Origin of the sequence: Alcaligenes sp. Me129 (assembly GCF_050487245.1) — a bacterium.
GTDB classification, from domain to species: Bacteria; Pseudomonadota; Gammaproteobacteria; order Burkholderiales; family Burkholderiaceae_B; genus Alcaligenes; species Alcaligenes phenolicus.
The window spans coordinates 14,057-33,543 of record NZ_JBKQGX010000024.1 but is presented as its reverse complement, the minus strand read 5'-3'; the positions used below and the strand labels follow the sequence as shown (position 1 = coordinate 33,543).

The following is a 19,487-nucleotide window of genomic DNA, read 5'->3' as shown; positions in this document are numbered from 1 at the left end:
GAAAAATCTACCTTGCTAATTAGGCTGCAGAATAGTGCAATTGTGCCACTAAACACGAACATCAGAAAGCGGTACCAATCTGGAACTGGAAGGCTTGTTTGTCGTCACCTTCCTTGGCGCGCAAGGCGCGACCGTAGGACAACTGCAGAGGACCGAGTGGGGATTCCCACGACAAGCCCAGACCAGCAGCGTACTTCCAACCGCATGGGTCTTCCGACAGACGATCAGGGCGACCCATTGGGCAACCACCGCTGGTGTTGTCCACTTTGCCGGCATCGGCAAAGACGAACCAACGCAACGTGCGGTCACGTGAGGCACCGGGGAATGGCAGGTACAGCTGGGCGTTGGCGATCATTCGACGCGAACCACCCAGGTAGTCACCCGTCAAGGTATCGCGACCACCCAAGGATGCGCCTTCATAGCCACGTACCGAACCGATACCACCGGCATAGACGTTCTTGATAACCGGGAAGCTCTTGCCACCGATGCTGCGACCATAATCAATGGCACCATTCAGAGCCAGCGTGTAGGCACGGCCCAAGGGAATGTAATGCTGGTGGCTGGCGCGCAGCATGTAGTAGCGCAGGTCCATCGTCCCCATATCCGCCGACAGGCTGGTCAAGCTGCCCTTGTTGGGAGCAATTGCGCTGTCACGGGTGTCCTTAGACCAACCCAGGTTGAAAATAAAGGTATTTGTGCCTTCACCGTACTCATTCACGTAATCCTGGTAGGCACGTGGCGTGTACTGGGGGCTGAGGCGAGAGAGCTTGTTGTGCTCGAAGTTCACGCCCATGAACACACGGTCGAACTCGGAGATTGGCACACCGAAGTTCAAGCCGGCACCGATGGCGGTGTTCTGGTAATCACCCCAACCATCATTGGACTGGTAAGGCGTGGTACGACGGTAGTAAATCGAGGTGGTTTTGCTGATGCCGTCGCCAGTCCAGAAAGGATTGGTGTGGCTGATCACCGCCGCACGGTTCACCTTACTGGTATTGACCTGCAAGGACAGACTATTACCACTACCGAAGATGTTGTCCTGGCTGATACCTGCCGACAACATCAACTTGTCAGTGGAGCCGTAACCAATACCCAGGTTAACCAAGCCGGTGGGCTTTTCTTTCACGTCCACGTTTACGTCGACCTGGTCAGGCGAACCGGGCACAGGTTTGGTGTTCACGTCCACTTCATTGAAGTAGCCCAGACGGTCAATACGGTCACGCGAGAACTTGATGGCGTCCGAGTCATACCAGGCCGCTTCTTGCTGACGCATTTCACGGCGTACCACTTCATCACGAGTACGGACGTTTCCGCCTACCTCGATACGACGCACATACACGCGACGACCGGGATCGACGTAGAAGGTCAAGTCAGCTGTGTGATTTTCGCGATCCAGAACCGGATTCGGATTGGCATTGGCAAACGCATAACCCAGGCCGCCCAAGTACTCGGTAATCGATTTCACAGTGGCGCTGGTTTTGTCCGAGGAGAAGACCTCGCCTTCTTTCTGCTGGACCAGAGGCTGGATCTTGTCCTCCAGACCCAGCAGATCACCCGCCAGCTTGACACTGCTCAGCTTGTAAGGCTGGCCTTCGTGGATGGTCAAGGTGATGAAAATATCTTTGCGGTCCGGGGAAATCGAAACCTGAGGTGCCTCGGCGGAGTACTCCAGAAAGCCGCGGTTCAGGTAGTAGGAGCGGATGCGCTCCATATCGCCTTCCAGCTTCTCGCGGGAGTATTTATCGGTACCGGTGTACCAGGTCATCATGCCCGAAGTCGTCAACTCCATCTGATCGAGCAAGTCACCTTGCGAGACGGCTTCCGTACCGACGATGCGGATTTCCTTGATCTTGGCCAGACCGCCTTCAAAAATGTCAAAGCTGACACCGACGCGGTTACGTGGCAAAGGCGTGATGATAGGTGTGATTTCCACACCGTACTTGCCCTTGGACAAGTATTGTTGTTTCAGCTCGAATTCGGCCCGTTCCAGCATGGAACGGTCAAAAACCCTGCCTTCTCCAAAGCCTACCTGAGCCAGGGAGTTGGTAATATTCTTCGCATCGAACTCGCGCATGCCATTAAAGGACACCGACGCGATGGTTGGACGCTCTTTGACGTTGACGATCAGCACATTGGTGCTGGTGTCAATTTGCACGTCGCTGAAAAAGCCCGTGGCGTACAAACGCTGAATCGCGTCTGCGGCCTGCTCTTCCGAGAAGGACTCACCGACCTTGACAGGCAGGGACGAGAACACGGCGCCGGGGTCGACCCGCTGGATGCCGTTGACTTGAATATCGCGCACGACAAACGGTGCAAATGCATTCGCCAAGGCGGGAGCAAGCAGACTTGCCACCAATACGGGCAGAACACGCAACGCAAAAGTAGGTTTCCGGCTAAACGACATCCTGGACAATCCTTGGTCGGTCAAATGGTTGGAAATTGTATGCCACCCGCCCTCAACTGAAAAGGCGGGTGATGTCATTAAAAAAAGCAATACTCATCAGCAGGGCCAACAAGGCCAGGCCCAGGCGCTGACCGACAAGCATCATACGCTCCGAAGCGGGCTTGCCGCGCACAGCTTCGATGGCATAGTACAGTAGATGCCCCCCGTCCAACATAGGTACGGGTAACAAATTCAGTAAACCGATGCTAATACTGATCAGGGCCAGGAAATTCAGGTAGGCGATCAAGCCAATACGTGCTGTCTGGCCCGCATAATCCGCAATAGTAACCGGCCCGCTGACATTACGTACAGAGACTTCCCCCGTAATCATGCGCCCGATCATCTTCAAAGAGAACCAGAAGGTCTGCCCGGTACGGGTAAATCCGCGTTCCACGCTCTCGATCGGCCCATAACGCACCAGTGTCATGGGCATATCCATAGCCACTTTTGCACCGATACGCCCCTGCGCATTGGCATCACCTTCAGGAGTGAGGAGCAGGCGTTGAATTTCGCCGTCCCGCAGCACGTCAAGCTCCAGTGTCTTGCCTGCGGATTGTTGCACCTTTTGAACGAAAGCCGTGATCCCGGGCTCGATCAAATCATCCAGCCGGACAATAAGGTCATCCTCCCGCAGGCCTGCCTGTTCGGCTGCCGTATCTTTAAACACCTCTTGGACGATGGATCGCGCCGGACGCAGTACCAATCCTGCCTGGGCCATCAAGTCCTGCCCGTCTGGCAAAATCTCGCCCGCCGGTAATCTCAAGTAACGATTTTGTTCCTGTCCAAGCGTGTCCTTGACGCCCACTTCCAGCTCGCCGCCCGAGGACAAGGCGTCCATAAAGGCCCAACGCGCCTGCAACCAGGAGTCCACCGGCTTGCCATCGACAGAGATCAGGCGATCACCAGCCTGGAAACCAGCTTGTGCAGCGGGTGTCCCTTCTGGAACGGGGCCAATTTGCGCAATAGGCTCTTGAGTACCCAGCAAGCCCACAAAAGCGTAGATCACCACGGCCAGAATCAGGTTGGCCATCGGGCCGGCCAGCACAATCGCGGCGCGTTGTCGCAGGGGTTTGTGGTTGAAAGATTCGTCGATCTGGGCCTGCGTGGCATGAGCAGGCGGATCATTTTGCATGGCGACATAGCCGCCCAAGGGCAAGGCCGAGACGGCCCATTCGGTACCATTCTTGTCAAAACGGCGGTACAGCACCTTGCCAAAACCAATCGAAAACCGCTCTACCCGCACCCCGCAACGACGGGCCACCCAGTAGTGACCCAGCTCGTGAAAGGTCACCAGCACGCCCAACGCTACCAAGAAAGCCAGCACGGTAAAGAGCATGTTAAGTCCTGTTAAATACGCGCAGAGCTTCGGCAGTAATCCAGCGCCAGCGAACGGGTTTCGCTATCAAGCTCCAAGACCCCGTCCAGAGCATCCAAGGCCTGGCTGGCACGGCCATTGAGCTTGTCCAGGCAATGCTCGATCACAGCCGGAATCTGAGTATAGCCAATCTGCCGTTCCAGGAAGCGGTCTACGGCGATTTCATTGGCGGCGTTCAAGGTCACGCAGGCGGCCTGACTGCTGCGCAAGGCATCATAGGCCAGTCGCAGACAGGGGAAACGCAGAAAATCAGGCTGCTCAAAATCCAGACGCCCCATTGTGGCCAGATCCAGCAAGCCTACGCCGCTATACAAACGCTCCGGAAAGCCCAGACCGTAGGCAATCGCCGTACGCATGTCAGGCTGACCCAATTGCGCCATGACGGAACCGTCTATGTACTCGACCATGGAGTGAATCACGCTTTGCGGATGCACCACCACATCAATCTGGTCAACAGGCACTGAAAACAGCCAATGCGCCTCGATGACTTCCAGACCTTTATTCAGCATGGTGGCCGAGTCCACCGAAATTTTGCGGCCCATGCTCCAGTTAGGATGCGCGCAGGCCTGCTCGGGTGTCACTCCCTCCAGCTCGAACAGATTGCGCGAGCGGAAAGGTCCGCCGGAAGCGGTTACCAAAAGACGGCGCAGAGCCGCAACTGGCTGACCAGGTTCCGGCGGCAGCTCACCCGCCAGGCATTGGTAGATGGCGCTGTGCTCAGAGTCAATGGGCATCAACTGCGCCCCGCCCTCTTGCACGGCTTGCATGAAGATACGACCCGCAGCAACCAGCGCTTCTTTATTAGCCAGCAGCACACGCTTGCCGGCACGTGCAGCGGCCAGGGCCGAGGGCAAACCTGCGGCGCCGATAATCGCGGCCATGACGGTAGTGACTTGCGGATCGGCAGCCGTGTCGGCCAGCGCCTGAGCACCTACCCGAATCTCCGGCAAGGCACCGCCCTGCCACGCGGCCAGAAAGCGGCTACGCGCGGCTTCATCCGGCACAAGAACAACGCGGGCTGCGCTGTCACGAGCTTGCTCGGCCAGCAGCTCCATACGAGTGTGGCCGCTCACGGCATAAACCGCCATCCGATCGGGATGACGAGCAATCACATCCAGTGTGCTGATACCAATAGAGCCAGTGGCTCCTAACACACAAACATGCTGGAAACTCATGAGTTCTTCCTTGACGCAAACACTTTGAATCCACGCAGGACTAAAAGAGCCACGCCCCACTTAGCAACAAGGCCACGGGAGCAACCGGCAGCAAGGCGTCGATACGGTCGTACACCCCACCATGGCCGGGCAATAATTGACTGGAATCTTTAACAGCGGCACGGCGCTTGAGCAGGGACTCAAACAAATCACCCACGATAGAGAGGGCCGCCAGAGCAACACCCAAAGCAGCCGTGGCCACCCAGCCCCAGCGCTGCTGCACGTCGGCGCCGAAACTGCCGGCCCAATTTGCGCTGATCAACATCCATGCAGCAGCGGCAACCATACCACCGAGCGCTCCAGCCCAGGTCTTGCCCGGACTGACACGCGGGGCCAGTTTGGCTTTACCGAAGGCACGTCCAGCGAAGTAAGCAGCGATGTCTGCCACCCAGATCAGGACCAGCAAGGAGAGCACGTAAACAATGCCCTGTGTATGCAGAAACAGATACAGGCTGGCCCAGGCGACCAAAGGAGCGAGCACACCCATCACGCTAAGCAAGACGCCTTGTGCACGCTGTGTGGCCTGACCTTGCTGTACCAGCCCGGTAGCGCCTACGACCCACAAGGCCGCCATCAGGGGCACCAGACCACGGTAGACCAAATCAGCCGCCTGCCCTTGCGGGCCGGTGTGATACCAGTGCACGCTTAGCCACAGCATCAAGGCACCGTTAAGCAAGGCCAGGGGCCAGGCCCAACGCTGCTGCTCCTGGGACAGGCTCAGGCGCTCCCATTCCCAGCAAGCCAGCGTACTCATCAGGACAAAAATAGCCAGCAATGGCCAGCGCACGGGGGCAAGCATGGCCGCGCCCAGAATGACCAGCAGGATCAGGGCGGTGATGACACGTTGTTTCAACATAGATAAGGCTCCGTCAAGGCGCGGGGCTACCCTGCACCTGGGCACTGGTGCGCCCAAAGCGCCGCTCGCGCCCACGATACCACTCGAAGGCCTGCTCCAGCTGCGCCCGGTCAAAATCCGGCCAGTACGCGTCTGTAAAGTACAGTTCGGTATAGGCCATCTGCCAGATCAAAAAATTGGAAATGCGGCGCTCTCCGCCCGTGCGGATGAACAAATCCGGTTCGGGGGCGTAAGACATCGCCAAATAGGGACTGAACATGGCCTCATCCAGTTGTTCGGGATGATCGACCAAATGGGGATTGGCAGCCAAGGCCTTTCGGGTCGCCTGCAAAATATCCCAACGACCACCGTAATTGGCGGCAATCGTCAAATGCAAGGTGTCGTTATCACGCGTTTGTTCTTCTGCGTCGGCAATCAGCCCGCGCAATTCTTCGCTAAATGCGGATAGCTCACCAATAATATGAAGTCGGACGCCGTTTTTTTTCAGTGTTGCCACTTCTTTTTGCAGCATCTTGACGAACAGCCCCATCAACAGAGACACCTCTTCAGGAGGGCGTCGCCAGTTCTCGGAGCTGAACGCAAACAGGGTCAAATAACGCACGCCGAGCTCGCCACAGGCCTCGACAATACGCCGGACGGTTTGCACACCACGCAAGTGCCCTGCCGTGCGTGGCAAAAGACGACGGGTTGCCCATCGTCCATTGCCGTCCATGACAATCGCCAGGTGGCCAGGAACCTGACCGTGTTCCGGAATAGTTTGGGTAGAACTGAAAGAAATCACCTAGCCACCTGTGCAAAAGCCGTTAGACCGTCATGATCTCGGCTTCTTTCTGGGCGATCAGCTTGTCGACTTCAGCCACATACTTGTCGGTCAGCTTCTGGATTTCGTCCTGGGCGCGACGCTCGTCGTCCTCGGAGATTTCCTTGTCCTTGACTTGCTTTTTGAGCGTGTCATTGGCGTCACGACGCAGGTTGCGAATGGCGACCTTGGCATCTTCGCCTTCGCCACGCACCACTTTGGCCAGATCGCGACGGCGCTCTTCGGTCAGCGCAGGCATGGGCACACGAATGCTCTCGCCCATCGAGATGGGGTTCAGACCCAGCTCGTTATCACGAATGGCTTTTTCAATCGGGCCAGCCATATGCTTTTCCCACACTTGCACGTTCAGCGTGCGAGCATCCACCACCGTGATGTTGCCCACCTGGCTGACCGGCACCATGGAGCCGTAGTACTCAACCTGAATGTGATCGAGCAAGCCTGCAGTAGCACGGCCAGTGCGAATTTTGGCCAGGCCTGTCTTGAGAGACTCGAGGGACTTACCCATCCGGCTGTCGGTCGATGCTTTAATCTCGGAAAGACTCATGGACTAAATTCCTATAACTTTAAACGTGAACCAGGGTGCCTTCATCTTCACCAGAGACCGCGCGCGTCAAGGCGCCGGGCTTGTTGATGGAGAACACTTTGATCGGCAGTTTCTGATCGCGACACAAGGCAAAGGCGGTCGCGTCCATCACTTCCAGACGGCGTACGATAGCCTCATCAAAGCTGATACGCGAGTAACGCGTCGCACCTGGATCTTTATTGGGATCGGCACTGTAGATGCCGTCGACTTTGGTCGCTTTCAGTACGATTTCCGCACCCACTTCGGCGCCGCGCAAGGCTGCTGCCGTATCGGTAGTAAAGAACGGGTTGCCCGTACCGGCTGCAAAAATAACAACTTTGTTTTCTTCCAGGTAACGCAGTGCCTTCGGACGAATGTAAGGCTCTACGACCTGCTCAATATTCAGGGCAGATTGCACACGGGCATCCAGGCCACGGTGCTTCAAGGCATCTTGCAAGGCCAGCGCATTCATGACGGTAGCCATCATGCCCATGTAGTCGGCTGTCGCACGATCCATGCCCTGGGCACCTGGAGCGATGCCGCGAAAGATATTGCCCCCGCCAATCACGATAGCCAGCTGTACCCCCAACTGGGCAACCTGGGCGATCTCCTCCGTCATGCGAATGATTGTGCTGCGATTAATACCGAACGAGTCCTCGCCCATCAGCGCTTCGCCGGAGAGCTTCAACAGAACACGTTTGTAATGAGGGGTAGTCATGGGTGGGATTCCAAGTGACGAAGACAGAAGAGAGTGTAAAGCAGCAGGGCAGGCACCGCCACTACGGTGCCTGCCCTGAAAAAACAAGCTAGATTAGGCTTGGCCGGCAGCAGCAGCTACCTCAGCGGCGAAATCTTCAACACGCTTCTCAATGCCTTCACCCACAACGTACAGGGTAAAGCCAGCGATCGATGCTTTTTTCTCGTCCAGCATTTGCTGCACGCTTTGCTTGTCGTTCTTGACGAAAGGCTGGCTCAGCAGAGTCACTTCTTTCAGGAACTTGGCAACAGCGCCGTCAACCATTTTGGTGACGATGTCAGCAGGTTTGCCGGATTCAGCGGCTTTCTGAGCAGCCACGGAGCGCTCGGCTTCGATCTCGGCAGCGTCAACACCCGAAGCGTCCATTGCTTTAGGACGAGTCGCGGCGATGTGCATGGCCAGGTCTTTACCCACTTCTTCGTCGCCACCGGCGAAATCAACCAATACGCCGATCTTGCCACCGTGAACGTAGCTGGCCAGTTGGCCGGCTGTTTCGTAGCGCTGGAAGCGACGGATAGAGATGTTTTCACCAATTTTGCCAACCAGAGCAGCGCGCACGGTCTCGACATTGCTGTCGGCCAGTGGCAGTTCAGCCAAAGCGGCCAGATCTGCCGGGTTGTTCTTGGCAACCAGTTGGGCGACGTCGTTGATAAAGCCGATGAAGTCATCGTTCTTGGCAACAAAGTCGGTTTCGCAGTTAACTTCAACTACGGAGCCGGTCTTGGCATCGTCAGCGATGTAAACAGAAACCAGGCCTTCAGCGGTAACGCGGGTAGCTGCTTTGCTAGCCTTGCTGCCCAGCTTCACGCGCAAGATTTCTTCAGCACGTGCCATATCGCCGTCGGCTTCGGTCAGTGCTTTTTTGCATTCCATCATGGGCGCGTCGGTTTTCTCGCGCAATTCTTTAACCATCGATGCGGTGATTTGAGCCACGGTTTTCTCCAATTCTGTAGAACATGCCCCGGCAAGCCGGGGCGATACGAAGGGTCACTGTAGCTGTCTGCCATGACAACTGATGGTGTCTGGCAGACAGCGGTGAGCCTGTTACTCCTGGGTGTCAGCCTGAACTTCGACGAACTCTTCGTCAGCGGCGATTTCTTCAACCAGACCATTCAGGTTCTGTTCGCGGCCAGCCAGCACGGCGTCAGCCATGCCACGGGCGTACAGAGCGATAGCCTTGGCCGAGTCATCGTTACCAGGGATCACGTAATCCAGACCTTCTGGCGAGTGGTTGGTATCAACCACGGCCACCACGGGGATACCCAGAGTGCGGGCTTCAGCCACGGCAATCTTGTGGTAGCCAACGTCGATCACGAACAGGGCGTCAGGCAGGTTGTTCATGTCCTTGATACCGCCGATGGCCTTGTTCAGCTTTTCCAGTTCGCGTTCGAACATCAAGGCTTCTTTCTTGCTCATGGTTTCCAGACGGCCTTCAGCCATCTGAGCTTCCATTTCCTTCAGACGCTTGATGGAAGTCTTGACCGTTTTGAAGTTGGTCATCATGCCACCCAACCAGCGGCTGTCGACGTAAGGCATGCCGCAACGTTCGGCCTCAGCAGCCACCAGTTCGCGAGCAGCGCGCTTGGTGCCTACAAACAGCACGTTGCCACCACGGGCAGCCAGTTGACGCACGAATTTGGTTGCTTCTTCGTACTGAACAACCGTTTTTTCCAGGTTGATGATGTGGATGTTGTTACGCTGACCGAAGATGAACGGAGCCATCTTGGGGTTCCAGTAACGGGTTTGGTGGCCAAAGTGCACACCAGCTTCCAGCATTTCACGCATTAAAGACATAAAGTTCTCCAAGGGTTTGGTCTTGTAACTGCCCGGTATCCGGTAAGGGCCGCAGCCTGTGCTGCATTCCAGACACCCCGAGACGGACAGTCACGCGATTTACAACTTAAAACATAAAAACGTTGCCCAACATGAGCGAACGCCTGCACTGCAACGGACTCACGCCTGCAGGCAGACAAGATATCTGCCATCCGGGCCCGAGCCTGAAACTTTTCTGGCTACCGCCTGCATACAGGGTAATGTTCGCAGGTGTATCCTAGAGGATTGCCTGGTCAGCCTCTGTCGAACAAGAACCGGGCTGCTGCCCATGTTGCTTTTGCAACGCTTGTGATCGTGCTGACCCTGTATTCGTTGTGAATTTTGCGTGTTTTTGCTGGCTCGCAGCGCCCTGAGGCGTTTTTTTCAATCTTGGAGCAGACTGTCCTGACCCCTTGCTTGACTCATCAGTTCTGAAGATTCAGAAAGCCTGAGAAAAGCCGGTCAACCCAGGAGAACCTAGATTTAATGCGGTAAACAGCTTCTTGCGCTGCCTGACACCGCCTTGCTTGGAAGCCGCCAGATCACCCCAAACGGGACTGTGCGTAACTGCAAAATTCACAAAAGCCTATAATTCTACTATTTTTCAATAGACCTGTTCAAGTTGCTATGAGTATTCTCGTCACAGACCCCACTGATCTCGAAAAAATGCGCGCTGCTTGCCAGACCGCGGCATCCATCCTTGATTACCTGACTCCCTTTGTCAAAGCAGGTGTCACGACCGGCGAACTGGATCGCCTGTGCATGGAGCGCATCAATGAACTGGGGGTCAAATCTGCCACCGTAGGCTACGCGCCTCCTGGCTACCCACCCTTTCCAGGCTCTATTTGTACCTCCGTCAACCACGTTATCTGTCACGGCATCCCCGGCGACAAAGTGTTGAAAAATGGCGACATTCTGAATATGGACGTCACCATTATTCAAGACGGCTGGTTTGGCGACACCAGCCGTATGTACTACGTGGGCGAGCCCAGCATCCTGGCCCGCCGCCTGACTGAAACCACCTACGAATGCATGTGGCTGGGTATTGATCAAGTCAAACCCGGCGCCACCCTGGGTGATGTCGGCCACGCCATTCAGCAACACGCTGAAAAACAAGGTTTTTCCGTTGTGCGCGAATACTGCGGCCATGGTGTGGGCCAGAAGTTTCACCAGGATCCGCAAGTGCTGCACTACGGCAAACCCGGCACCGGCGTAAAACTGGAACCCGGCATGATTTTCACCATCGAGCCCATGATCAACGCCGGTCGTCGCGAACTGCGCACGCTGGCTGACCAATGGACCGTGGTGACCCGCGACCACAGCCTGTCGGCCCAATGGGAGCACGCGGTGCTGGTAACCGATACCGGCTACGAAGTGCTGACCGTCTCGCCCGGCATGCCTGCCCCTCCAGCCATCATCAACAAGGCCTGAACCATGTCTTTCCTGGCCCAGCTTCGCGACAGAATTGCTTGCCGCCGGGCTAGGGCCTACGAGCGCTTCAGGCAAGACCTGCATTGCGATCGCCTGCTTAAAAGCCTGTGCCAGATTTGCGACCAAGGTCTGCGTGAACTTCTGGTCCGTTACCCCCTGCCCCGCCAAGCCAGCCTGGCGGCCTTGGGGGGGTATGGTCGCGGGGAGCTGTATCCGCATTCGGATGTGGACTTGCTGATCCTGTTGCAGCGCGAGCCCAATGCAGAGGATATAGACCGGATTCAGGCACTGGTTGCCGCCTTGTGGGATATAGGTCTGGCTCCCAGCCATAATGTGGCCACGCCCGCCCAATGCCTGGAACAAGCCAGCCAGGACATCACCACCGAAACCGCCTTGCTGGAAAGCCGCTGGCTGGCGGGTTCCCGATTGCTGCTACGCCACGCCCAACAGCAACTGCAAAGCCAGATGGACCCGCAGGCTTTCTTCCTGGCCAAACAGGCCGAACAGCAGCAGCGTCATGCGCATCTGCAAGACACCCCCTACTCCCTGGAACCCAATTGCAAAGAGTCTCCTGGCGCCTTGCGCGACCTGCAGGTGCTGCTCTGGATGGCACGGGCAGCCGGTTTGGGACGCAGCTGGGTGGATGTCGCGCAATCCGAACTACTGACGGAATCCGAGCTGAAAGCTCTGCAACGCGTGGAAGAAGCCTTCAAGCGTCTGCGTATTGAGCTTCATCTACTGACCGGCCGCGCCGAAGACAGACTGCTGTTTGACCTGCAACCACGTCTGGCTGAAATTTACGGTTTTCAACCCACGGCCACCCGACGCGCCAGCGAACTGCTGATGCAGCGTTACTACTGGGCCGCCAAGATTGTCAGCCAGCTCAATCTGATCCTGATGCGCAGCATCGAGGAACACCTGTTCCCGCAAACCGATCAGGAACCGCTGATCCTGGACAGCCACTTCCAGATTCATCATGGACAGCTGGAACTGCGTCAGCCTGATGGCTTCGAGCAAGACCCCTCTTTGATTTTTGTGGCCATGCTGCATTTGCAGCAACAGCCCAATCTGCGTGGTCTGAAAGCCGATACCTTGCGAGCCCTCTGGCACGCCCGCCGCCTGATCGATGCCAAGTTCCGGGCCGAGCCCCGGAATCGACGTCTGTTTCTGGAAATTCTGCAGCAGAACAAAGGCATCGTGCATACCTTGCGGCTGATGAATCTGCTGAACCTGCTGCCGCGCTATTTGCCAGTCTTTCGACGCGTCGTCGGACAAATGCAGCACGACCTGTTCCACGCTTACACCGTGGACGAGCACACGCTAAAGGTCATACGCAACCTACGCCGCTTCACCATGGCCGAGCACAGCGAAGAGCTGTCCATGGCCAATCAGCTGATGAGCGGTTTTGATCGCCACTGGCTGCTGTATATCGCCGCCCTCTTTCACGACATTGCCAAAGGACGTGGCGGCAATCACTCCGAGCTGGGTGCGCAGGACGCCTTGGCATTCTGTCAGGATCACGGCTTGATGCCGGTGGACGCAGAGCTGGTGGTGTTTTTGGTGCGCGAGCACCTGACCATGTCGCAAGTGGCTCAGAAACGCGATTTGAGCGACCCGAATGTCATTTTCCAGTTCCTGCAAACCGTAGGTACGGAACGCCGCCTGACTGCCCTGTACCTGCTGACTGTCGCCGACATTCGGGCCACCAGCCCAACGGTATGGAACTCCTGGAAAGGCAAGCTGCTGGAAGACCTGTACAAGCTGTCACTGGCAGCTTTAGGACGGCAGGCCAAGGATGGCGTGTCCGTACTGGATCAACGCAAGCGTGACGCCGCTGGCGAAATTCGTCTGGCTGGTCTACTGGATGAAGCCCGCGAGGACTTCTGGCAATGGCTGGACAAGCCCTATTTCCTGCGCCACGACGCCAGTGAAATCGCCTGGCATACCATCCAGCTCTACCACCAGTCCCACAGCCTGACACCCATCGTACGCATACGCCCTGCCGGCCAAACCGACGCCCTGCAGGTGCTGGTCTACACCCAGGACGCCAGCGGCCTGTTCTTACGTATCTGCCGCTACTTTGACAGCCAGGCCGTCAGCATTCAGGACGCTCGCATTTACACGACTCGCCACGGCTGGGCGCTGGACAGTTTCATCGTCATGCTGCCCGCCTACGACCACGCCCTGCGGCGCGACCCTTTGCTGATCGAAACCGAGTTATGCCAGGCACTCCAGCAAGACCTGCTCCCTAGCGAGCCCCCGCACGACCACTACCGCGACATCCGCTCCCGCCGGGCTCGAGTCTTTCCCATTCAGCCCACCGTGGATCTGCGTCAGGAAGAGCAAGGGCAGGACTGGATTTTGACGCTAAGTGCCACAGACCGGCGCGGTTTGTTGTACAGTCTCGCCCAAGTATTCGAGCACCACGAGGTGCGACTGCGCTCGGCCAAAGTCATGACCCTGGGCGATCGCGTGGAAGACGTCTTCATCCTGAGCGGTGCCGCACTGGAACAGAACCGTAATCAATTGCGCCTGGAGCGCGATGTACGTTTAGCCCTCTCTCAACAAGCCACCCCGTCTTAATGGAACTTTCCTCCGTATTTGCTGATGTCAGCCGCAGCTTCCTGTTTGCATTGGCGACGCTATTGCCCATGCTGAACCCGCCTGCGGCCGCTCCCATCTTTCTGACCCTCACCGAAGGCGCCAGCGTGCCTGATCGCGCTCGGCTGGCCAAGAAAGTTGCCATCAATATTTTCATCATGCTGGCCATTGCCATGGTCGCGGGCAATATCGTGCTGAATTTCTTTGGCATTTCCCTGCCCATCATCCGAATTGGCGGGGGCCTGCTGGTGATTGCCACAGCCTGGCGCCTGATCAACGCCTCGGACTTTGACGCTGCCCATGCGCAGAACATGGCCGAGTCCTACTCCTGGGAACAGATCCGCTCCAAAGCCTTCTACCCCCTGACCTTCCCCATGCTCTGCGGCCCCGGCTCCTTGTCTGCGGCACTGACGGTAGGGGCGACCTTGCATGACAACTCGGTCACCGGCACCATGAGCAAGCTGGCTGGCGCGCTGCCTGCTATTGCTGCGGCCAGTTTTATCGTGTTTCTGGCCTTACGTTTTGCATCGCAATTCCTGTACAAACTGGGTAAAAATGGCACGGCTGTCGTGATGCGCCTGTCCGCCTTTATTCTCTTATGCCTGGGCGTGCAGATTACCTGGGCCGGTTTCCATGAACTTTTCCTGGGTTTGCTGCACGAAGCATCTACCTTTCATTCTTTAAGTTCCTCTTGATACCATGGCCGCATCCTCCCGCCAGTCCGCTGCACCCTACTATCTGATCGCCCTGCTCGCCTTTTCCGGCGTAGGCATTGCACTGCTTTCCCAGCATGTATTCAGCATCCCGCCTTGCGCCTGGTGCGTCCTGCAACGCCTGATTTTCATTGTGTTGGGCGTGTTCAGCCTGGTTGCTGGTGTGTTGCGCCAACTGGGGCATCAGCGCAGTTCTACCATTGCCAGCTTGCTGGGTCTGGCTACCTCAGTAGGTGGCATTCTGGCTGCCTGGTATCAGGTATCGGTCGCGCAGCACCTATTCAGCTGCGACCAGACCTTTGCCGATCGCTTCATTACCCAGTCCGGCCTGGAAAGCGGCTTGCCTTGGCTATTTGGTATTTATGCCTCCTGCATGGATGCACGCCAACCTTTGCTGGGGATTGAATACGCTTACTGGAGCTTGGCGCTATTTGTGATCCTGGGCCTGGGTTTGTTGCTGACGCTGTTCAAGCGACGAGGGGCCTAAGCGCCTGGGTAGCCACTACAGCCATGAAGCCCTGCCTTCCAGCAGGGCTTTTTTGTTCCACCCTGCTCAATCAGGCATCAAACCCAAATCGGTATAAACAGCGTCACGAACCTGATCCGGAAATGCACCAAACAGGCCCTCTGGAGCGGTATTGGTCATGCTGACAATGATGAGGTCCTGCTGTCGATCAAACATCCACTTCTGCCCGAATGCACCGACCCACTGCAAGCTCCCAGCAGACATCGGCATGGTCCGCTCAGGCAGCTGTCGTGAAATGGCGGCCCCGTAGGTATAGCCCCAATTTGGCCACATGCATTTGGCAGAATATGGCACATGATCGGTAAACAGCGCTTCGCAATACGGCTTGAAAAGCAAACTCCCATTTCGCAAAGCCAGAAGTATGCGCATCAAATCTGCCCCGGACCCAAGCATGGATGCCCCCGCATAGATCGGCCTGGAGCGCTGTGACAGGCTCTGCTCATCAAACCGCAGCACGCCGATACCCAGATCCAACGCACCATCCACCCGCGTCAAGCAAGCCTCATGATTTCGATACGGCACGGCCATCTGAAAATCATCGCGCTTGTAAAAGGAACAATGTCTCAAGCCCAAGGGACGACTAATGCTGTCCTCCAGTAACTCCGACAAGCCCCGTCCCGAAGCAATTTGCAAAGCCTGCCCCACTACATCCACTCCCAAGGAGTAACGCCAGCCTGTACCCGGTGCAAAACGTAGTGGTACGGAACAAATACGTCGAAAATTCTCTTGCCAGCTCAGTTCTGGATCATCCAGCCCATCACTGACCTGAGCCTGAGCGTAGGCACTCTCCTCACCATCAATAAAACGATAACTAAGCCCCGATGTGTGTGTCAGCAATTGATGAATGGAAATAGGCGGGCAAATGGAATTGAAACTGGGGCCGAAATGGGGAAGATAGCGCGTGATTCTATCTTTCAAAGAAAGCAGTCCCCGCTCAATCAAACGCAAGGCCAGCCAGGAACTGATTGTCTTGCTCAAGGACCCCAAACTGAAGACTGTATCTTCATGTATGGCTTGGGCCCGCTCCTTATTCGCCCAGCCACCACTAAAACGAAATATCAGTTCACCTTGGTAAGCGACCAGCACCACGGCACCCATCACCCGGTTTTGCTCCAGGGCCTGCTCCAGAAAATGATGCAAGGCCGGAAAGTCGATACCAGATTGAATACTGACAGGAATCTGCTCTGTGGGATCAGGATCAGTTAATACCTGATCAGATTCCATATCTTTGCTTGGGTTTTTCATCTTTGATTCCAGATAGAATGCGCACCAAGGCGCATGATTTATCGAAAGAAACAAAGAAAAATATAAGCTGATTATTAAATAATATGAAATTAATCCGTAGATTATAAAATCATCAAAAATTAAAAAACAATAGGTTTAATTTATATAAGAGACTGATAATTAAAGCCTGAAAATAAAATATCCAAAACCACCCAGCAATCATAAATTCAAAAAAAACCCGCTATAAAAGCGGGTTTTTCCAATTGGGCACAAGATCAAGCTATCAGTCCGTTACGTCAGGCACCTCACGGCCATTCTTGCGGCCTTCCGCCAACAGATTCAGATAAGCCTCGTCCACATCCCCCGTAACGTACTCGCCGCTAAAGCAGGAGGACTCAAAGCCGGCAAAGCGTGGGTTCAAGTCACGCAGGGATTGTTCCAGATCGTGCAGGTCCTGATAAACCAGACCATCCACACCAATTTCCTTGGCAACCTGATCCACATCACGACCTGTGGCGATCAGTTCGGAAACCGTAGGCATGTCGATGCCGTACACGTTCGGAAAGCGGACCGGTGGCGCTGCCGAAGCAAAGAACACCTTGTTTGCACCCGCGGCACGGGCCATATCCACAATCTGACGGCTCGTTGTGCCACGCACGATAGAGTCATCCACCAGCAGCACGTTCTTGCCACGGAACTCCATAGGAATAGCACTCAGTTTCTGACGCACCGACTTCTTGCGCACTTCCTGACCGGGCATGATAAAGGTGCGGCCCACGTAGCGGTTCTTGATGAAGCCTTCGCGGTAGTTCAGGTTCAAGTGTGCTGCCAACTGCATGGCCGAAGGACGGGCCGAGTCAGGGATAGGCATGACCACATCGATATCGGCCAGACGCAGGTTCTTGGCGACGTTCTCGGCCAAGTACTCACCCATTAGCAAACGGGCGTCGTAAACCGACACACCATCAACAGTGGAATCGGGGCGGGCGAAGTACACGTACTCAAAGACACAGGGATTCAGGCGCGGGTTCTCGGCGCACTGGCGGCTGCTGAGATTACCGTCCAGATCCACAATGATGGCCTCGCCGGGCTCAACGTCGCGGACCAGCTCGAAGCCGCAACCGGTCAAGGCAACGGACTCGGAAGCAATCATCCATTCTTCACCCTTGGGCGTCACATTACGACCCAGGCACAAAGGACGAATCCCGTTCGGATCACGGAAAGCCACCAGACCGAAATTGGCGATTTGCGAGACTACCGCATAAGCCCCACGTGCACGGCGGTGCACAGCAGCGACGGCTTCAAACACTTCGTCCTGAGTCAGCTCTGGACCCGTGGCAGCGCGTTGCAGCTCGTGGGCATACACATTCAGCAGAACCTCGGAATCCGAGTTGGTGTTGATGTGGCGACGATCAATGGTGAACAGTTCTTCACGCAGCTCACGCCAATTGGTCAGATTGCCGTTGTGCACAAAGCTCAGACCAAAGGGGGCGTTGACGTAAAACGGCTGCGCCTCCTCCACGCTCTGGCTGGAGCCTGCCGTGGGGTAACGCACGTGGCCAATACCGCTATTGCCCGGCAAGGAGCGCATGTTGCGGGTACGGAATACGTCCCGCACCAGGCCAAATGCCTTGTGCATGCTGAAGAACTGGTCGTGCCAGGTCGCCAGCCCCGCAGCATCCTGCCCGCGGTGCTGCAGCAAGAGCAAACTGTCATAGATCAACTGATTTACAGGGCTGCGCGCAACAACCCCTACAACTCCACACATGATTGGTTCCCGTTAGTGTGTTCTCAATAAGGCAGCCATTCTGCCAGAGACGGCGGCAGCATGGCCTTAATCGACTGCACCGCGCGGATCGCAGGCTCGGCCAGCTTGGCCTGCTCCCACCACGGTTCCTTAGGTAAATCGGTATGCCCGGCCAGGATGACCAGAATCAGCACCAGCAGCACCCCGCGAGCCAGTCCGAACAGGCCGCCCAAGCCATGATCGGCGGGCGTCAAACCCGTTTGCTCGATCAAGCTGGCCAACAGCATGTTCAACAGGCCCACCAGCAGCAAGACCATAAAAAAAACGGCTCCGTAGGCCAAAGCCGTACGTAATAAGCCGTTTTCTACCCAGACTTGTATCCAGCCTGATGTGCGTGGCCCCCACCAGATTGCGGCCATGAAGGCCAGCAAATAGGCGCTGAGCGAAAGAACTTCCTTGATCAATCCGCGTATCAGGCCCAGAAGGCCTGATACACCCACAATTCCAAGGACGATATAGTCGAAGCTGCTCACTTAGCCGAGATAAAACTGTTCTCGTAACCGAGCGAGCGCAAGCGGGCCTGGGCTGCCTGAGCCGCTTCACGGGTGGGGAATGGGCCCACACGCAAACGATAGGTTGGCTTGCCACCACTTTGTGCCGTCTCTACATAGGCATTGGTCACACCGGCCGATACCAGCTGATCACGACGCGACTGGGCATCGTTCTGGTTGGAATAGGCGACAATCTGCAAAATGAAGTTGCCTTGTTGCGTAGCCGGTTTAGCGGCAGCAGCAGGGGCTGGTTTACTCGGGACACGGCCTTCCAGCAGGGCCAGCGCGTAGGAGCCGTCATCGGTACGGCCATTTTGTGCAGGCGCTGGGCTTGGCTTGGGTTTTTCGACTGGCTTGGGCTTCTCAACCGGCTTGGGCGTCTCTGGACGTGTGGTCACAGGCGGCGGCGCAGCGGGAGTGCTAGGTGTCGTGACAGGAGCAGGATCGGTTTCCAGACCGGGATTGACCACGGCCAGACCACCGTCGGTACTGGTGGAAGGATCAGTGACCAGCGGCTCGTCAGGTTGTTCGATGACAGGAGCAGGCGTGCCTTCTTGCACCACCAGCTCGCCAGGACGAGTCTGCACTGTGCCCTGCCCCGTTGTCTGACCGATGGGACCCAGGGCCAAAGACTGCTCGGGCTCAGGTGGGGTCTTGTCGGCGGTCAGCATGGGCACCAGCACGACGACGGCCAGAACCAGAGCCAGCGCACCGATCAGACGGCGGCGAGCCCGTCCACGCAGTTCCGATAATTGTGAATCGCTGGAAGCACTGCCGCGGCGACCCGACGATGAGGAAGTATCGTTACGTGAAAATAAACCCATGAGCCCTAGACCTATGAAATAAGCAGTCTTA

General features: G+C 56.4%; 17 protein-coding genes. 4 read left to right on the top strand and 13 right to left on the bottom strand.

The annotated features are described in order from the left end of the window. Positions 1-61: 61 nt before the first annotated feature. The 9 genes from bamA to rpsB form a co-directional block, all read right to left on the bottom strand. Positions 62-2,404 carry an outer membrane protein assembly factor BamA gene (bamA, locus tag ACLPGZ_RS18235; protein WP_088450081.1) on the bottom strand — a complete coding sequence of 781 codons (2,343 nt, stop codon included), beginning with the start codon at positions 2,402-2,404 and terminating at the stop codon, positions 62-64. Positions 2,405-2,456: 52 nt separating this feature from the next. Beyond that, positions 2,457-3,779, bottom strand: a complete 1,323-nt coding sequence (gene rseP, locus ACLPGZ_RS18230) for an RIP metalloprotease RseP (protein WP_239054284.1) — start codon at positions 3,777-3,779, stop codon at positions 2,457-2,459. Between the two features lie 11 nt (positions 3,780-3,790). Then, positions 3,791-4,993 (bottom strand): 1-deoxy-D-xylulose-5-phosphate reductoisomerase, encoded by a 1,203-nt coding sequence (locus ACLPGZ_RS18225; protein WP_239054285.1) that lies wholly within the window; start codon positions 4,991-4,993, stop codon positions 3,791-3,793. Positions 4,994-5,033: 40 nt separating this feature from the next. Beyond that, a complete protein-coding gene (locus ACLPGZ_RS18220; RefSeq protein ID WP_239054286.1) occupies positions 5,034-5,888 on the bottom strand; it encodes a phosphatidate cytidylyltransferase in 855 nt (284 codons plus the stop codon). 13 nt (positions 5,889-5,901) lie between these two features. After that, positions 5,902-6,666, bottom strand: a complete 765-nt coding sequence (gene uppS, locus ACLPGZ_RS18215; protein WP_035271876.1) for a polyprenyl diphosphate synthase — start codon at positions 6,664-6,666, stop codon at positions 5,902-5,904. A gap of 25 nt (positions 6,667-6,691) precedes the next feature. Next, positions 6,692-7,252 carry a ribosome recycling factor gene (frr, locus tag ACLPGZ_RS18210; RefSeq protein WP_009457015.1) on the bottom strand — a complete coding sequence of 187 codons (561 nt, stop codon included), beginning with the start codon at positions 7,250-7,252 and terminating at the stop codon, positions 6,692-6,694. Positions 7,253-7,271: 19 nt separating this feature from the next. Continuing rightward, positions 7,272-7,988, bottom strand: a complete 717-nt coding sequence (pyrH, locus tag ACLPGZ_RS18205; RefSeq protein ID WP_003799741.1) for a UMP kinase — start codon at positions 7,986-7,988, stop codon at positions 7,272-7,274. A 93-nt stretch (positions 7,989-8,081) separates the two neighbouring features. Further along, entirely contained in the window at positions 8,082-8,960 is an 879-nt protein-coding gene (tsf, locus tag ACLPGZ_RS18200; RefSeq protein WP_009457016.1) for a translation elongation factor Ts, read from the bottom strand. Positions 8,961-9,071: 111 nt separating this feature from the next. Beyond that, complete coding sequence (rpsB, locus tag ACLPGZ_RS18195) at positions 9,072-9,821, bottom strand: 30S ribosomal protein S2 (RefSeq protein WP_021446553.1); 750 nt, start codon at positions 9,819-9,821, stop codon at positions 9,072-9,074. A 645-nt stretch (positions 9,822-10,466) separates the two neighbouring features. Between rpsB and map the strand changes: the two genes are divergently transcribed. Genes map through ACLPGZ_RS18175 form a run of 4 tightly spaced genes read left to right on the top strand, consistent with a single transcriptional unit; the run spans position 10,467 to position 15,071 of the window. Continuing rightward, positions 10,467-11,270, top strand: coding sequence for a type I methionyl aminopeptidase (gene map / locus ACLPGZ_RS18190; RefSeq protein WP_009457018.1), 804 nt, complete (start codon positions 10,467-10,469; stop codon positions 11,268-11,270). 3 nt (positions 11,271-11,273) lie between these two features. Continuing rightward, positions 11,274-13,853 (top strand): [protein-PII] uridylyltransferase, encoded by a 2,580-nt coding sequence (locus ACLPGZ_RS18185; RefSeq protein ID WP_226349372.1) that lies wholly within the window; start codon positions 11,274-11,276, stop codon positions 13,851-13,853. After that, positions 13,853-14,566 (top strand): MarC family protein, encoded by a 714-nt coding sequence (locus ACLPGZ_RS18180; RefSeq protein WP_035271732.1) that lies wholly within the window; start codon positions 13,853-13,855, stop codon positions 14,564-14,566. Before ACLPGZ_RS18185 ends, ACLPGZ_RS18180 begins: the two co-directional genes overlap by 1 nt. A gap of 4 nt (positions 14,567-14,570) precedes the next feature. Then, positions 14,571-15,071 (top strand): disulfide bond formation protein B, encoded by a 501-nt coding sequence (locus ACLPGZ_RS18175; protein ID WP_052159392.1) that lies wholly within the window; start codon positions 14,571-14,573, stop codon positions 15,069-15,071. A 66-nt stretch (positions 15,072-15,137) separates the two neighbouring features. Here the strand turns inward: ACLPGZ_RS18175 and ACLPGZ_RS18170 are convergent, their stop codons facing one another. The 4 genes from ACLPGZ_RS18170 to ACLPGZ_RS18155 all read right to left on the bottom strand — a co-directional run bounded on the left by ACLPGZ_RS18170 (position 15,138) and on the right by ACLPGZ_RS18155 (position 19,456). Beyond that, positions 15,138-16,355, bottom strand: coding sequence for a serine hydrolase domain-containing protein (locus ACLPGZ_RS18170; protein WP_239054287.1), 1,218 nt, complete (start codon positions 16,353-16,355; stop codon positions 15,138-15,140). A gap of 262 nt (positions 16,356-16,617) precedes the next feature. Next, positions 16,618-18,102 carry an amidophosphoribosyltransferase gene (gene purF / locus ACLPGZ_RS18165; RefSeq protein ID WP_009457026.1) on the bottom strand — a complete coding sequence of 495 codons (1,485 nt, stop codon included), beginning with the start codon at positions 18,100-18,102 and terminating at the stop codon, positions 16,618-16,620. A 23-nt stretch (positions 18,103-18,125) separates the two neighbouring features. After that, positions 18,126-18,614, bottom strand: coding sequence for a CvpA family protein (locus ACLPGZ_RS18160; protein WP_009457028.1), 489 nt, complete (start codon positions 18,612-18,614; stop codon positions 18,126-18,128). Beyond that, the gene (locus ACLPGZ_RS18155) at positions 18,611-19,456 is read right to left on the bottom strand and encodes an SPOR domain-containing protein (RefSeq protein ID WP_035271734.1); all 846 of its coding nucleotides are present in this window, start codon (positions 19,454-19,456) and stop codon (positions 18,611-18,613) included. The genes ACLPGZ_RS18160 and ACLPGZ_RS18155 overlap by 4 nt, the downstream gene beginning before the upstream one ends. Between the last annotated feature and the right edge of the window lie 31 nt (positions 19,457-19,487).